General features: G+C 48.1%; 12 protein-coding genes and 2 pseudogenes. 11 read left to right on the top strand and 3 right to left on the bottom strand.

Annotation, left to right across the window (positions count from 1 at the left end; genetic code table 11):
• Positions 1–4: 4 nt before the first annotated feature.
• From GN277_RS14545 to GN277_RS30925, 9 genes and pseudogenes are all read left to right on the top strand, one after another.
• Positions 5–1,045: an AAA family ATPase gene (locus tag GN277_RS14545; protein ID WP_159751678.1), complete on the top strand. Its 1,041-nt coding sequence runs from the start codon at positions 5–7 to the stop codon at positions 1,043–1,045.
• Between the two features lie 479 nt (positions 1,046–1,524).
• The gene (mobV, locus tag GN277_RS14540) at positions 1,525–2,490 is read left to right on the top strand and encodes a MobV family relaxase (RefSeq protein ID WP_159751677.1); all 966 of its coding nucleotides are present in this window, start codon (positions 1,525–1,527) and stop codon (positions 2,488–2,490) included.
• 7 nt (positions 2,491–2,497) lie between these two features.
• Positions 2,498–2,710 (top strand): hypothetical protein, encoded by a 213-nt coding sequence (locus GN277_RS14535; RefSeq protein ID WP_159751676.1) that lies wholly within the window; start codon positions 2,498–2,500, stop codon positions 2,708–2,710.
• 105 nt (positions 2,711–2,815) lie between these two features.
• A complete protein-coding gene (locus GN277_RS14530; RefSeq protein ID WP_159751675.1) occupies positions 2,816–4,420 on the top strand; it encodes a recombinase family protein in 1,605 nt (534 codons plus the stop codon).
• An 82-nt stretch (positions 4,421–4,502) separates the two neighbouring features.
• On the top strand, positions 4,503–4,817 hold the full coding sequence (locus GN277_RS30255) for a TnpV protein (protein WP_244324975.1): 315 nt from the start codon (positions 4,503–4,505) through the stop codon (positions 4,815–4,817).
• Positions 4,818–4,912: 95 nt separating this feature from the next.
• Positions 4,913–6,133, top strand: a pseudogene (locus GN277_RS32155) (LPD25 domain-containing protein); the annotation flags it as partial.
• A 741-nt stretch (positions 6,134–6,874) separates the two neighbouring features.
• Positions 6,875–10,135 (top strand): annotated as a pseudogene (locus GN277_RS32150) (Eco57I restriction-modification methylase domain-containing protein); the annotation flags it as partial.
• A gap of 182 nt (positions 10,136–10,317) precedes the next feature.
• Positions 10,318–10,671, top strand: a complete 354-nt coding sequence (locus GN277_RS14520; protein ID WP_016227180.1) for a TnpV protein — start codon at positions 10,318–10,320, stop codon at positions 10,669–10,671.
• Positions 10,672–10,712: 41 nt separating this feature from the next.
• Entirely contained in the window at positions 10,713–10,838 is a 126-nt protein-coding gene (locus GN277_RS30925; protein ID WP_022742021.1) for a hypothetical protein, read from the top strand.
• 82 nt (positions 10,839–10,920) lie between these two features.
• Here the strand turns inward: GN277_RS30925 and GN277_RS14515 are convergent, their stop codons facing one another.
• The 3 genes from GN277_RS14515 to GN277_RS14505 form a co-directional block, all read right to left on the bottom strand.
• Positions 10,921–11,439, bottom strand: coding sequence for a hypothetical protein (locus GN277_RS14515; RefSeq protein WP_016227179.1), 519 nt, complete (start codon positions 11,437–11,439; stop codon positions 10,921–10,923).
• The gene (locus GN277_RS14510) at positions 11,432–12,346 is read right to left on the bottom strand and encodes a hypothetical protein (protein ID WP_016227178.1); all 915 of its coding nucleotides are present in this window, start codon (positions 12,344–12,346) and stop codon (positions 11,432–11,434) included. The genes GN277_RS14515 and GN277_RS14510 overlap by 8 nt, the downstream gene beginning before the upstream one ends.
• Before the next feature lie 155 nt (positions 12,347–12,501).
• The gene (locus GN277_RS14505) at positions 12,502–13,149 is read right to left on the bottom strand and encodes a sigma-70 RNA polymerase sigma factor region 4 domain-containing protein (RefSeq protein ID WP_016227177.1); all 648 of its coding nucleotides are present in this window, start codon (positions 13,147–13,149) and stop codon (positions 12,502–12,504) included.
• Positions 13,150–13,386: 237 nt separating this feature from the next.
• Between GN277_RS14505 and GN277_RS14500 the strand changes: the two genes are divergently transcribed.
• Together GN277_RS14500 and GN277_RS14495 are read left to right on the top strand one after the other, a co-directional pair.
• A complete protein-coding gene (locus tag GN277_RS14500) occupies positions 13,387–13,632 on the top strand; it encodes a hypothetical protein (RefSeq protein ID WP_031271196.1) in 246 nt (81 codons plus the stop codon).
• Positions 13,629–15,602: a recombinase family protein gene (locus tag GN277_RS14495; protein ID WP_016227175.1), complete on the top strand. Its 1,974-nt coding sequence runs from the start codon at positions 13,629–13,631 to the stop codon at positions 15,600–15,602. The genes GN277_RS14500 and GN277_RS14495 overlap by 4 nt, the downstream gene beginning before the upstream one ends.
• The last annotated feature ends 32 nt before the right edge of the window (positions 15,603–15,634 follow it).

Genomic DNA, 15,634 nt, shown 5'->3' with positions numbered 1-15,634 from the left:
TCCCATGCAGAAGCTTCAGACAGTCAATGCAGACACGCTCCTCTATGAGCCGCTTGAAAAGCCGTCCTTTGTGGTGGACGGTCTGATACCCACAGGCTTAACCCTGTTCTGCGGCTCACAGAAAATCGGCAAAAGCTGGCTCATGTTAAAGCTCTGCCTCTGCGTGTCGCAGGGAATCCCCTTGTGGGATATGCCGACACAGGAGGGCGATGTGCTTTACCTCTGCCTTGAGGACACGTTCTGCCGCATCCAAGACAGGCTGTTCCGCTTGACGGACGAAGCAAGCGGGCGGCTCCACTTTGCAGTGGCGAGCGATAAGCTGTCGGACGGTCTTATCGTGCAGTTGGAGGATTATCTGAAAGAATACCCCGACAGCAGGCTTATTGTCATTGACACCTTGCAGAAAGTCCGCACCGCATCCAAAGACAACGCCTATGCCAGCGATTACGGGGACATCTCCCTTATCAAAGACTTTGCTGACAGGCACTCTCTTGCGGTCATTGTCGTACACCACATCCGAAAGCAGAACGACAGCGACGTGTTCAATAAAGTGTCTGGCACGACGGGATTGACGGGGAGTGCGGACGCTACCTTTGTTTTGGAACAGGAAAGCCGTGCGTCTAATGCCGCAAAGCTGTATGTGACGGGCAGGGACACGCCCTATCAGGAGTTTACGCTCCGCTTCCATGATTGCAGTTGGGAACTGGTGGAGCGTAAGGAGCAGGAACAGCTTGCCAGAGAAGCGATACCAGACATTCTTTTTCGGCTGGTGGATTTCATGCAGGGCAGGGAGGGATGGACTGGAACGGCAACGGAATTACTGGACGCTTTAGGGGAAACAGGGACAGCGGCGAATGTCTTGACAAAATGGATGAACGAGTACCGCCTTGATTTTCTCCTTGAAAACCATATCCGCTATGATTTCTGCCGCAAGAATAGCCACAGGCTGATTTCCCTTGCAAGGCAGGAGGGTACGGACGGTGACGGTGGTGACGATGGTGACGGTGTTTTTGGGATACCCCCTGCCGCTGTCACTGTCACCTAAGAAGTATGTGAAAACGGCGGCTCTGGCTTATGCGTGACGGTCAGTGACGGTCGTGACGGTGTTTTTGGGATACCCCCTGTTGCTGTCGCTGTCATGGCAAATGTATGTAAAATCGGCGGTTCTGCCCTACGGGAGAACACCCCGTAAACGCAAAGTGCAGGCGTGGGCATTACTCGCCCTTTTCGGCTCGTAAAGCCACCCCTGCGGTCAGAAAAATCTACTGATTTTTCCGACTGCGTTTACAGGGTGTAACACACTACACTTTGCTCCGCAAAGTCGTGTGCCAGACGTTCCCTCTGGACTCCCTGAAAGCAGGGCATACGCCCTGCCCATCCTGCGCCTTGCGGCTTCGGATGGAAGAATGTTGGCGTGACAGTGACGGTTATGACTGGCGATAGGGGGTATCCCTAAAACACCGTCACCATCGTCACTACCGTCACCTTTTGGGAGATTACCCGCCGAAGAAAGGAAGATTGACTATGCCCTATGCAATCCTGCGTTTCCAGAAACGCAAGGCAGGCGGCGTTGCGGCTTGTGAACGCCACAACGAGCGGAAGAAAGAAGCCTATAAAAGCAATCCAGACATTGACGTGGGACGCTCCAAAGATAATTACCATCTTGTGAAGCCGCCCCGCTACACCTACAAGAAAGAGATAAACCGAATGGTAAAAGAAGCGAGCTGTAAGGTAAGGAAAGACAGCGTGATGATGGTGGAAACGCTCATCACCGCTTCGCCCGAATTTATGAACCAGTTACCGCCCGAAGAACAAAAAGCCTATTTCCAGACGGCTCTTGACTTCATTTCGGAGCGTGTGGGAGAGAAAAATATCCTCTCCGCAGTCATCCACATGGACGAGAGGACGCCCCATATGCATCTATGCTTTGTGCCGCTTACGCCAGACAACAAGCTGTCAGCGAAGTCTATTTTAGGCAACCAAAAGAGCCTGTCCGAGTGGCAGACCGCCTACCATGAGCGTATGTCCGCACGGTGGAATCAGCTTGAACGGGGGCAGTCCTCAATGGAAACGAAGCGGAAACACATCCCCACATGGCTCTACAAGTTGGGCGGCAGGCTGGATAAACAGTATGCGGAAATCGTGTCTGCCCTCTCCGACATCAACGCCTTTAATGCAGGCAGGAAAAGGGATAAGGCGTTAGAACTGCTTTCCGCATGGCTCCCAGACGTGGAGAAATTCTCTAAGGAAATTAGCAAACAGCAGGCGCATATCGACAGCCTAAAAGAGAGAATCGGGCAGGAAGCCGACTATGCGGGGCGTATGCGTGATGAGAAGTACGAGCAGGAATTAAAGGTACAGAAAGCCAACCAGAGGATATTTGAGTTGCAGAGAACCAATCAGCAGATGGAACGCTTATTGAAAAAAATACCGCCAAAAGTATTGGAGGAATTGCAGAAATCGAGTAAAAACAGGTTAAAGGAAAGGTAGGGATTGAATGGTTAAATTGTTCGACAGGATGATACAGACAGGAATAAAGCCAAAGGAAAAAGGAATCCCGCAGGGCTGTTTCATAGAAAAAGACGGCCAGTCATTCTTTATTTGCGGCAAAGACGTTATCTGTTTTACCGAGCATTTCAGCGATAAAAAGCAGACCGTGGAAAGGCTTGTGGAGAACGTCATGCGGTGCGAGAGGAAAAAATCTGCATAATAAATGCCGCTGGCGATGGAAAAACAGCCTGCCTCATGCTATAATAGATTCATGCAAGCAGTGTATTGTGGCGGGCTGTTTTCAAAGGACAGGAGGTTAAAACAAGTGAAACAGCAGCAATACAATACAGCGTTATATATGCGTTTAAGCCGTGATGACGAGCTGGAAGGGGAGAGCGCAAGCATTTCCACGCAGAAACAGATACTAAGGGATTACGCAAATGAGCAGGGATTTTTAGTCGTAGACGAGTATGTGGACGACGGATTTTCGGGTACAAATTTCGAGCGACCGAGTTTCAAACGCATGATTGAGGACATAGAGGACGGGAAAATCAACTGCGTTGTCACAAAGGATTTGTCAAGGCTTGGCAGGAACTACATCCTCACAGGGCAGTACACAGAACTTTATTTTCCGAGCAAGGGCGTAAGATATATCGCAATCCATGACGGCGTTGACACGATAAGAGAGGACAACGACATCGCCCCATTCAAGAACATCGTCAACGAATGGCAGGCAAAGGAAACGAGCCGCAAGGTGAAAAATGCGATGAAAGCCAAGTTTAAAAATGGGGAATACATCGCCCCTGTCGTGCCAATCGGTTATAAAATTAACCCTGCTGAGAAGAACAGGCTTGTCGTTGACGAGGAAACGAAGTGGATTGTGGAGAGGATTTTCGCGCTTGCGGCGCACGGATATGGGGCGAACAAAATCTGCCGTACCCTTGCCACCGAGAAAGTCCCGATACCCGCATGGTGGGCGTCGCAGAAGAACGGCTACAAGGCGAACATTTTTGAAGGTCAGCCAGAGGGAAAGAAATACCTCTGGAACATCGTTACCGTAAGCAAAATCCTTCAAAATGAAATCTATCTTGGCAACACTGTACATTACCAGATACAGAAACTCTCCTATAAGTCAAAGAAGAACATTAAGCGACCGAAAGAGGACTGGATGCGGATTGAGAACACCCACGAGCCATTGGTTGACCGTGAAACATGGGATTTGGTGCAGGGGCATATTAATTCCCGCAAACGCAGCCGAAAGGACGATGAGCCACAGATATTCGCAGGGCTACTCAAATGCGGCGAGTGCGGGTGGAGCTTATCGGCGGCAAACACAAAGAACAAGTCGAGGTATTACCGCTGCACGCAGTATTCCGCACATGGGAAAGAAGCGTGTTCCCTGCATTTCATCACATACAATCTGCTCTATGCTTTTGTCCTCGGACGGTTACAATACTGGCTGATGGCGGTAAAGGAGAATGAGGACGCCATTCTGGAACGGCTGCTGCAGAGCAGCAAGAAACAGCGGAAGTCAGAGAATGCCCGTGATGAAAAAGAACTGAAAAAGGTGCAGAAACGCAGGCAGGAATTAAACAACCTCTTTGCGAAGATGTACGAGGACAGGGTAAAAGGGCTTCTTGACGAAGAAAACTATTCCATGCTCTCCGTCAAATACCGCACGGAGCAGCAACAGCTTGATGAAACAATTAAGACCGTATCCGCAAGGCTTGAGGATGCCAAAGCGGAAACGGACGACGCAAAACGATGGGTAGACTTAATCCAAAAATACAGCGCCATTGACGAGCTTACCGCCCCGCTTTTGAATGAGCTGATTGAAAAAATCGCGGTCCACCAGTGGAGGAAAGATGAGAATGGCAAAAAGGTATGGGACATTGAGATTTATTACCGTTTTGTCGGGAAGATTGATTAGATACAGGAACTATGGGGAATGTGCCATTTATGGCAGTTCCCCGAAGGATTATCCTTAAGTAAAGTAAAGCGGCGACTATCTTATACCCGACCTAACATTACCGACAGAGCCAGAGCTTCCGCTTGGCAGGTACGCTTTGATGCACAGGGATTATCTGGAGAACCACAAAAGAGTGACCTACCTCAACCTGCTGACATCGGGCAGGCTGAACGCACACCTGCACCAGACCGAGCAGACGGCATTGCATCGGCTGAAGCTTCTGACGAAGCAGCTTTGCAGGGAGCAGGGAGTGACGGAGGAACTGAAAGAGAAAGCACCGATGCAGTGGGTAGGGATGATGAACAGCATCCGCAGCCAGGCGGAGGAAGCCATATTGAGCGAACTGATTTACAATTAACAGAGCCAGAGAACCAGAGGGAAAATGATAAAGGCAGCATTGCCAATGAGGAAGAAGTTGCCGCAAATCTCCCGACCATAGATGAACAGATTGAAATGATAGCGGAAGCAGAGGACGAAAAATCCTCTGCTTTTGCCGTTTCACAGGAGGATATTGATGCCGTCCTTGTAAAAGGAAGCAGCTATGCGGATGGTAAATACCGCATCTACCATCAGTTCCAGAAGCAGGAAGATAAAAAGAATAACATTGATTTTCTGAAAAGGGAATATGGCACGGGCGGTTTTTTTGTTGATTTTTCAGACGGCACGGAGGGGTATGTGTGGTACAGCGGCACGGGCATCTCCATTGACCGTGACGGCATTTCCACCGAACACGACCTTGTTTTGAGCTGGTCTAAAGCGGAAAAACGGCTGCGTGAGCTGGTTAAGGATGACCGCTACCTCAATCCCAAAGAGAAAGACCACTATGCCGACTATCTGGAAAGCGTGTCTGCCCCACAGTATGAAATTGACACCCAGAAGAAATTAAAAAGGCAGCGTTTTATCGAGGAAAAGCGTGAGCTTCCGCCTGCCGACAAGAGGGATACACTCGCCCTGCGGCTCTCCGACTTCATCCATGACTTGGACGGATATGAGAAAGACTTGTTGGGCGTGATTGGATGCAGGGATTTTGCGGATATGCCCGCCGACCTTATGGAACAGGCATTGCAGCATCCCGACAACGTGCAGGAGCTGTTAGACTTCCTCTCCCTCGTGCAGAAAAAGACGGCAAGCGTTTACAGCCGCAGCAATGCGTGGCGTTTCTCGCAGGAGCTTACGGAGCTACACCCTCTACGTTACCTCTACCACGAGGGCGACGTGGTGTATATCGGGGCGGACAAATATGAGGTCATCGCCTTTGATGAGAACGCCGTTTCTTTACGAAATGCGGAGTTCCCATTGTTCGGCAAAGAGTTCAGCCGAGCCGATTTTGAAGAAAAGCTCCGTGAAAATCCTGCGAATGACCATCTGAAAACGGTCATCACCGAAAGACAGAAAACAGAAACGACTGCCGGGGAAAAGCCCGACAGCATCATGTTTTCCATCGGGTTCTCCGAGCATCCCGCTTTTTATGACAGGGAGCTGAATGACCGATTTACTGAACTTAGTTTTGCACTTGGGAACAGGCTGCTTGGCGTTTTGGATGAAAAACAGCATTATGAAAGACTGGATGAGAGTAAGGGCGTGGGCTGGTATAAAAAGACCGACTTTGAAATCCATGCAGTTGTCGGCGGGGAGGAATTTAATTACGAGGGACGGTTTGACATCGGGGACGGCGAGGGAGATTTGATTGCCCATATCCGAAATTTTTATGAATACTCCCTCTCCCCTAACTGTCCGTTTATCCCAGAATGGAAACGGCAGGGCGAGGACTATTATCGGGAGAAGATGGAAAGCCTGCGTTTCGGGCAGGATGTGTTTCTCCCGTTCTTAGAGCAGCATACCGAGCTGACGGCAGAAGATGAAAAGCTCCTTGCCGAGATTTTGGCTACCGAATCCGACTGGAACAGGAAAGGCGGGGATAAAGAACAGCCCGAAGAAACAGAAGCTGCTGAGGAAAAGGCTGCAAAAGAACAGGAAACCGAGCCGCCAGAGGAACGGTTTGAGGTCACGATGACTTCCGACGCTTTCCCAGACCCCGAAGATGCTTATGCTATCTGGGACAACAGCCGTGGGGATTATTATATCAACGGGGACGGTATGGTACTGACCTATCCCACCGAGGAAGATGCCGAAGCAGGACTTTTAAAGGTCAGAAAAACCGTTGCGGATAAGGAAGCGGCAAGCCCTATCATAGCAAGATACTTGTCTGGTGATGAAGCCGTCGTTATCATGCAGTATCCTAACGGTAAATATTACAACCGATACGGATATGATGAGCAAAGGGATACTGCCAATACGACAGCAGGCGGCTTTGACACATTTGATGAAGCGGAAAAAGCTCTGTACTCCCACCGCCCGAAAGCGGAAAAGGCGGTCGAGCCTACGCAGAGCCAAGACAGAGGGCTTCTGCCTGCACAGGATAATTCTGACCTCATCGGCAAAGAGCTTGTGATTGACAACCGCCGTTATGTAATAGAAAGCGTCGGTAAAATCAGCGGCGATGTTTCCATGCGTGACATTACTTTCCAGAACAGCACAGGCTTCCCGATAAACCGTGTGGAGAAAATCGGCTATGTCCGCAGGCTCTTGGAGCAGTCACAGGAAGAATTACCGCCCGAAGAAAAAGCAGAAGTTTCAACGGCAAGCCCGGCTTCTCCTGCTGTTTCTGCCGACCGCTATAATTACCGTATTACCGATGATGCGTTAGGCGTTGGCGGTGCAAAAGAAAAGTTCCGAAATAATATGGCAGCAATCCGTCTTCTCCACGACCTTCAGATAGAAAACCGCCTTGCCACGCCCGAAGAACAGGAAACCCTTGCAAAGTATGTGGGATGGGGCGGTCTGTCTATGGCGTTTGATGAAAAAAATGCGGCATGGGCAAACGAATACAAGGAGCTGAAAGCGGAACTTTCCGACGAGGAATACCGTGCCGCTATGGAATCCACGCTGACCGCTTTTTATACGCCGCCCGTCGTTATCAAGGCAATGTATGAAGCACTTGACCGTCTGGGATTCTCGCAGGGGAACATCTTGGAGCCGTCCTGCGGCACAGGGAATTTCTTAGGACTTCTGCCCGACAGCATGGAGAAATCAAAGCTGCACGGCATTGAGATTGACCCCATATCGGGCAGGATTGCAAAGCAGCTCTACCAGAAAGCCAGTATCGCTATTGAGGGATTTGAGGACACGAAGCTCCCAGACAGCCACTTTGACGTGGTGCTTGGCAATATCCCGTTCGGGGAGTTTAAAGTCAACGACAGCCGTTACAACGCCCAGAATTTTTTAATCCACGACTATTTTATTGCAAAAGCTCTGGATAAAGTGCGGGCAGGCGGCGTTGTGATGTTTATTACCTCTAAGGGTACGATGGACAAGGCAAGCCCAGAGGTGCGGAAGTATATCGCACAGAGAGCCGAGCTTTTAGGGGCGGTAAGGCTTCCCGACAATACGTTTCGGGCAAACGCAGGCACAGAGGTCACGAGCGACATCCTTATCCTGCAAAAGCGTGACCGCATCATGGATATTGAGCCAGAGTGGGTAAATCTTGACACGGATGAAAACGGCGTCACGATGAACAGCTATTTTGTATCCCACCCAGAGATGGTGCTTGGCGAAATGAAGATGGAAAGCACAAGGTTCGGCATGGACAGTGCCTGCAAAGCCTATCCCGATGTGCCGCTTGCGGGGCTTCTCCATGATGCCATGCAGCAGATAAGCGGGGAAATCCCAGAGCAGGACATTGGGATTGATGAAATCTCCGATGAGCAGGATGCGGATATTCCTGCCGACCCGAACGTGCGGAACTTCTCTTTTGCCCTTGTGGACGGCAGGGTTTACTTCCGAGAGAATAACAAGATGACCCCCGCAAAGGTGTCCATGACCGCAGAGAACCGCATTAAGGGATTATTGGGAATCCGTGACTGCGTGAGAAAGCTCATCCAGTACCAGACCGACGATTATCCAGAGGAAATGATACAGACCGAGCAGGAAAACCTAAACCGATTATATGATGCCTTTACAAAAAAGTACGGCTTAATCAACAGCAGGGGGAACTACCTTGCTTTTGCGGCAGACGAGAGCTACTTCCTTTTATGCTCCCTTGAAGTGCTTGACGATGAGGGGAAATTCAAAAGAAAGGCGGATATATTCTCAAAGAGGACGATAAAGCCCCACCGTGAAGTGACCTTTGTGGAAACGGCGAGTGAAGCCCTTGCCCTCTCCATCGGGGAGAAAGCCCGTGTCGATTTATTCTATATGGCACAGCTCACAGGCAGGACGCAGGAGGAAATTATAAAGAATTTACAGGGCGTTATCTTCAAAGTTCCATCTTCTGAGCCTGCAAGGTATGTGACCGCAGACGAATATTTATCGGGAGATGTGCGGGAGAAACTGAAAATTGCAGAGATAGCGGTAAAGGCAGACCCAGAGCTTGTGGTCAATGTGGCGGCTCTGGAAAAAGTTATCCCAAAGGATTTGCCTGCAAGTGAAATCTCCGTCCGTCTAGGTACGACATGGATACCGCAGGAAGATATACAGCAGTTTATGGTGGAGCTTTTAACACCGTCAAGCTATGCGGCGGGCAGATTGAAAGTACGCTATACGCCGATGAACGGCGACTGGTTCATTGAGAATAAGAGTTCCGATGTGGGAAATGTAAAGGCAGACAGCACCTACGGCACAAAACGGGCGAATGCCTACCGCATCATAGAGGACACTCTGAATCTTCGTGACACCCGTATCTTCGATTATATTTATGATGAACACAACAATAAAAAGGCGGTGCTGAACCATAAGGAAACTACGGCGGCACAGGCAAAGCAGGAGGTGATAAAGCAGGCGTTTCAGGACTGGATTTGGAAAGACCCAGAGCGGAGGAACAGGCTTGTACGCTACTACAATGATACTTTTAATTCCATCCGTCCCCGTGAATATGATGGAAGCCATATCACATTTGGCGGCATCAGCCCAGAAATTCAGCTAAGACCGCATCAAGTCAATGCGATTGCCCATATCCTATACGGCGGCAACACGCTCCTTGCTCACAAGGTAGGGGCGGGAAAAACCTTTGAGATGGTCGCCGCCGCACAGGAAAGCAAACGTCTGGGGCTATGCCAGAAATCCATGTTTGTCGTGCCGAACCACCTTGTCGGGCAGTGGGCATCGGAGTATTTAAGGCTCTATCCATCTGCCAATATCCTTGTGACGACCAAGCGGGATTTTGAAACGGGAAACCGCAAAAAATTCTGCGGCAGGATTGCGACAGGGGCGTATGATGCGGTGATTATCGGTCACTCGCAGTTCGAGAAAATCCCCATCAGCGAGGAACGCCAGAGGGAACAGCTCATGCGGCAGCTTGACGATATTGAGCGTGGCATTGACGACGTGCAGGCGTCCCACGGGGAGCAGTTCACAGTCAAGCAGTTCATGAAAACGAGGAAAGCAATCAAGGCGAAGCTCGACAAGCTCAACGACACCAAACGGAAAGACAGCGTGATAAACTTCGAGGAATTGGGCATAGACAGGCTCTTTATAGATGAGAGCCATTTTTACAAGAACCTTTACCTTTACACCAAGATGCGGAATGTGGGCGGCATCGCCCAGACCGAAGCCCAGAAGTCAAGCGATTTGTTTATGAAGTGCCGCTATCTGGACGATGTGATATGTTGTGAACTGTAGATGTAAACATTTTCGGCAAACGCAGTATTTTAGCGGAAATGGGGCATCTGCTAAAATACAACATATGCGGCTGGCTCATTTGTGGTGAATGGAAACTTGCAGATGTTGTGGTAAAGAAAGTGGGTGATAGCTCTTTTTATTCGTATCTGTAAACAGTTTAGCACAAAGAAAGGCGGTTGTATATGGAGATTACATATCATTGGGAAGGCGATTATCTAATCCCTGATCTCAAACTTTCGGATACAATAGAATATCAGATCGGGAAGTATGGGAGAATGAGAAAGCGGTTTTTGGAAGAAAACCACAGGGGCATTTATTCTTATATGCTTTTGTCGGAAACCTTATGGAAGCATCTTGCAGAGATTGACGAGGAATGTAATGAAATGATGGACAGGCTTGTAAGACAGATGGCAAAAAACGAGGGTGTGACGGAGCAGCTAAAATCCGATGACTGGCTGCTTTGGATTCAAAAAACAAACAGCATCAGGAGCAGGGCGGAGGAAATAGTGCTGCATGACTTGATTTATTCTCTTTAATTTTGTGGAAATCCCGCAGGTGGTAGCAGGAAGCGCAGAAGATGTCAAGACATCGGCTCTGCCTCGCCTGCGGCGGTCTTGACATCTTCTGCGCTTCCTGCTATGGGGTAGTTAAGGGGGAACAAAGTTCCCCCATTGCATTAGAAATGCCAATGGCGGCATTTTGAAAAAATCAAAATCGGGGATTGACAGGACGGGAAAAATAGCTTATTATTGACAATAAGAAATGGGTTTTCACCGTACATCTTGTTACGGCTTGCTCGTTTCTTTTTTTACTGCCAAAATGTCATACAGATATTTTTTGCCGTTTTCAGCGTGGTTGATTAGAAGCCGGGCATGGAAAATATTGTATCTGACGAGTACGTTTTCTTCATAGACCGGGAGGGCAAAACGGACATCATACCTGTACCAGCCGAATTTGGCATTTTTATTGTGTTTTTCCTTGCGGTTTTCCTCATAAGCCGGATTGGATGCTATCTGGATCAGCTCCGGTATTGCAGTGGCGGCATTTGCCTTAGCTTTCGCATTAGCCCCCATAAGGCTTTTACGGCTCTCTGATTCCGTGTATTCTTCCGGAAGTTCATTTCCGATATAAATACGTTCTGCACTTTCTTCAATTTCGTAATAGTCACCGACATATCCCTCAAGATATTGTTTTACATCATCCCAGTCAATCTGCCGTTTGCCCTTGAAACGTATATCGTTAATCAAGGCCAGCTTTTTACCGTCAGCATCGGTTATGATATTTACATTCCTGTTTTCAATCATCGTTTTTGTTCCCCTTTTTCTTTTCTCTTGATTTGTATACATTATATTGGTTTTTACATTGCGGACTGCAAAACTCATTTCCTTTTCTGCTTGCAATAAAAGCTTTTTTACAGTGCTTGCACATCCGCATATCGCTGTCCTTATCCGTGAGCATGAAGGAGAAACACATCTGAACCATGATAAGTAGGGAATGGAAGTCCCATACAATGACGGGCGCATCCTTTTCAAGTGCGATCCGGTAAGTTGGGGCAATACCGCCGAAAGCGGAAATGCCCTGACGGTACAGGCTGCGGGTATCTTCGTCAAGCGAATCATAATCGAGGTAATAAAGGAAACTTGTCATAAACGTAAACGCAAGGTCAGTAAACTCTTTCACAATCCAGTCGTACTTTTCGGCATATTCCTTCTGGAATCCCATCGTCACAGCCTGCGGCGCATTCCCCATAGCCATTGCGATTGCAATGCCCTCACGGTCAGTCACAGACCATCCCGATTCCACGCCTTTTTTTCTGAAATCCGGCTTATTAAAAGGATAGAAATAAGAAAGGTAATCCTCAGTGGAGAGGGATTCTTCCTTTATAAAGTGGTTCTTGGGAAGATACACGGATTCATAGGTGATAAAATCCGCTGTTGTCGGCAGGGCGGTCATAAAGCCGAGGAAACCGTACTTCCGCACAAAACCGAGGACAGATTCTTTCAGTTCTTCTTCCGGGACTTTGTGCATGGCGGCAAGTCCGACATTTACGGCATCCATAACGAGTTGTCCTGCTTTCTGCATGGGGCGGTACATTTCCGGCTTGGCATCTTTGGAAACGGTTATGTAAAGATTGTCATTATTATCTGTTTTATATTCGTAGTTGCTGTACCGAATCCACGGTGCGCTGGTATGTTCAAATAAATTCTTCATAGAAAATCTGCTCCAATCCATCAATCTATCATATCATGAACTTCGTTCATGATCGGCATTCGCCGTTCGTCAAGAGTGAGCAAGCTCCCTCTTTCCTCTCTTGCGCTCATTGCATCATCTGATGTAATACTTCCTATATTATAAGCAGTTACCTGTTATCGGTCAAGCTGTCTGCTGTCCTTTTTCTTCCGCACGCCATTGTTTAAGAAATATTTTTCATCAATCGTCATCGGAAGGCTGTTCTCTTGTCTGTATGCGAGTATGCCGCCATAAAGTTTCCGTATCTTTTTCAGTGCAGTCTCCCGAATGCCACGGATATTCCGGTCTGACTGTCCGATGTTCTCCGCATACTCCGCAGCAGAGTAATCATGCAGGAACAGATAATAGAGCATATTTTTGAGATGCGGTTTCAGGTCTTTTAATATTCTTGATAAATCCGCATCCGTGACAAGTTCATGTAGCGTTTCCGGGCAGTCAAATATGAGGTCAATGAAATCGCCTGCAAGCATGAGCCTTCTTAAAACCGTGTCATAGGAAGGCCTGTCAGAAAGATATGGTTCGTCTGTGCCCCATTCCAGAGGGACAACGGAGCGTCCTTTTTCATGATCCCTTTCCCTGCGTTCCCTGTTAGCATCCAGTTTATCCCACCATTTAATGACTTCCCTGAAATCCTCCTCTGTCCGTGCGCTTTCCTCGATACGCCGGAGGGCAAGCGCACGGGCTTCACGGTGGAGCATATCCCCGTCAGCTTCGGTTATTAAGTTTTGTTCCCTGAATGTCTGGAACTCAGCGTATTTCGGCATTTATAGTCAGTCCTTTGCAAAAAAATAAAATTTTGTAGCAGTTTTTTCAAAAACACTTCCGTTTTTATAGCCGTTTTTCTCCCATTAGTGAAAGATGTAATTCTTTTTATTTAAAAATTGGTTACAAGAAAGGAGAATGGGAATATGGGATACGGATAACACAAAAATATGGTTACAAATAACGGAAGCATAAGAAACATTATAACGGCAGTGAGCCGGATGCGCAAGGGAGGATGCATGGAAACAGTAAAAACGGATAATGACAGGATGATGGAAACCAGCCCGCATGAGGCTGGATTTTTTTACAGAAGAATCGGAGGGACGCTTTTCAAGGTCAGGGTATATACGGGTTCGGGATACGCAGACACGCTGGATGAAAAAATTCCCCGCTTAATTTTGAATGAAATGGTGACAGGCACGGAAAGTTATGTTAAGATGGATTCACCACAGATGAGCCAGCCGCCGGAAAGGAGTTCGGAATGAACAACAGGACGGCTGGTGACAACAGAATAACAGCTCTTTATGAGCGACTCTCAAGGGACGATGATCTTGCGGGGGACAGCAACAGCATAGTCAACCAGAAGAAAATGCTGGAAGACTACGCAAAAAATAACGGGTACACGAACACGGTGCATTTTACGGATGACGGATTTTCCGGCGGCAGTTTTGAAAGACCGGGATGGAAGCAGATGTTAAGCCGGATTGAAAACGGCGACGTCAGCACAGTCATAGTAAAAGATATGAGCCGTGTGGGGAGGGATTACCTTCAGGTGGGATTCTACACCGAGGTATTCTTCCGGGAGAAGGGTGTCCGTTTTATTGCTGTTTCCAACGGTGTTGACAGTACCAACAACACCAGCAGTGAATTCGCCCCTTTTTTGAATATCATGAACGAATGGTATCTTCGTGACTGCAGCAGGAAGATCACCGCAGTTTTGCGGGCAAAGGGGAAAGAGGGAAAACCGATTACGAGCAATCCGCCATATGGCTATGTAAAAAGCCCTGATGACAAAAATCTTTGGATTGTCGATGATGAAGCTGCGGAGGTTGTGCGGAAGATTTTCAGGCTGACAGTGGATGGCATGGGACCGTTCCAGATTGCCAAGCAGCTTACGGAAGAAAAGATTGAGAAACCATCATATTATCAGGCGACCAGAAACAGGGGGAATTATAAAACTATGTGTAATTTTGAAACTCCTTATAACTGGACGGGCGGATCGGTTGCACGGATACTGGAAAGACCGGAATATATGGGAGATACCGTAAATTTCCGCAGCCACAAGGAATCCTATAAGGACAAGAAAGCAGTCAAAAACAGCAGTGACGAGATTCTTGTTTTTCAGGATACCCATGAACCGATTATAGACCGCAGGACTTGGTATATGGTGCAGGAATTAAGAAAAACTGTTCGAAGGTTTGATACCAGCGGGGAAGGGAGTATGCTGACCGGAAAGCTCTATTGTGCAGACTGTGGTGGAAAAATGCACTACCGCAGGGGAACAACGAGGGCAGGCAGGGACTGGCGTGGGATTCCGAACGGGGAAGTCCAACACACATCCGCAGGCTTTAACTGTGGGACATATAACAGTGCCAGAAAGCAGAACAGAAAGGTGTGCTGTTCCCACTCCATCAAAGAGGACACGGTAAAGCAACTTATCCTTGAAACAATACAGTATGCCTTAAAAAGCGTCCGCATGGACGAGGCGGCATTTATAAAAAGTATGCGGAGCGCATCACAGGTCAGGGACAAAGGCGAGGTAAAAAAGCTGAAATCAGACCTTGTGAAAAAAGAGAAACGCTTTGCAGACCTTGACCTGCTGATTAAAAAGGTGTATGAGGACAACGCAATGGGAAAGCTGCCGGACAGGCGATACGAAATGCTTTCTTCCGATTATGAAAAGGAACAGCAGGAGATTGAGATTTCCATGAGAGAAATTCAGGAAAAACTCATGCAGTTTGAAGAAGATACGGACAGGACGGAAGAATTTTTGTTGCTTGTGCATAAATACACTGACATTCAGGAACTTACGCCTGCCATCGTCAATGAATTTGTGGACAAGGTTCTGGTACACAAAATAGAGAAAATGGATGGAGACCGTGTGCAGGAGATTGAGATTTTCTTAAATTATATCGGGAAGGTGGATCTTCCGGCGCAGGAACTTTCGGAGGAAGAAATTGCAGAGGAAGAAAAGAAACGGAAACGCCGCCAGTACAGCAGGGAGTACCAAAAAGCATACCGCAAGAAGCACAGACCGGAAATCCGGCAGCTGATTGAGGGTGCAAATGCCGCAGACAGGCAGAAACAGATAGAGGAAGCGAGGCAGTCAGCGGATGGACTTCTGCTTACAGACAGCACGGAGCAGGTTGCAGCCATAACAGCCGGGGAAAATAAAGTTATCGTAGACGGCAGCCTTCCGACGAAAGAAGAAGTGAAACGCAAGTATGGCAGATAATTTTATTAAAAACAAACCATGAAAGAGAGGAT

It is taken from the genome of Sporofaciens musculi (assembly GCF_009830285.1).
Lineage (GTDB): Bacteria > Bacillota > Clostridia > Lachnospirales > Lachnospiraceae > Sporofaciens > Sporofaciens musculi.
This window is presented reverse-complemented; position numbering and strand designations above follow the sequence as displayed.

Coding starts and splice junctions, on each gene's coding strand:
- GN277_RS14515 (WP_016227179.1), bottom strand. CDS start 11,439: ATGATTGAAAACAGGAATGTAAATATCATAACCGATGCTGACGGTAAA.
- mobV (WP_159751677.1), top strand. CDS start 1,525: ATGCCCTATGCAATCCTGCGTTTCCAGAAACGCAAGGCAGGCGGCGTT.
- GN277_RS14520 (WP_016227180.1), top strand. CDS start 10,318: ATGGAGATTACATATCATTGGGAAGGCGATTATCTAATCCCTGATCTC.
- GN277_RS14500 (WP_031271196.1), top strand. CDS start 13,387: ATGGAAACAGTAAAAACGGATAATGACAGGATGATGGAAACCAGCCCG.
- GN277_RS14495 (WP_016227175.1), top strand. CDS start 13,629: ATGAACAACAGGACGGCTGGTGACAACAGAATAACAGCTCTTTATGAG.
- GN277_RS14535 (WP_159751676.1), top strand. CDS start 2,498: ATGGTTAAATTGTTCGACAGGATGATACAGACAGGAATAAAGCCAAAG.
- GN277_RS30925 (WP_022742021.1), top strand. CDS start 10,713: ATGTCAAGACATCGGCTCTGCCTCGCCTGCGGCGGTCTTGACATCTTC.
- GN277_RS14510 (WP_016227178.1), bottom strand. CDS start 12,346: ATGAAGAATTTATTTGAACATACCAGCGCACCGTGGATTCGGTACAGC.
- GN277_RS14505 (WP_016227177.1), bottom strand. CDS start 13,149: ATGCCGAAATACGCTGAGTTCCAGACATTCAGGGAACAAAACTTAATA.
- GN277_RS14545 (WP_159751678.1), top strand. CDS start 5: ATGCAGAAGCTTCAGACAGTCAATGCAGACACGCTCCTCTATGAGCCG.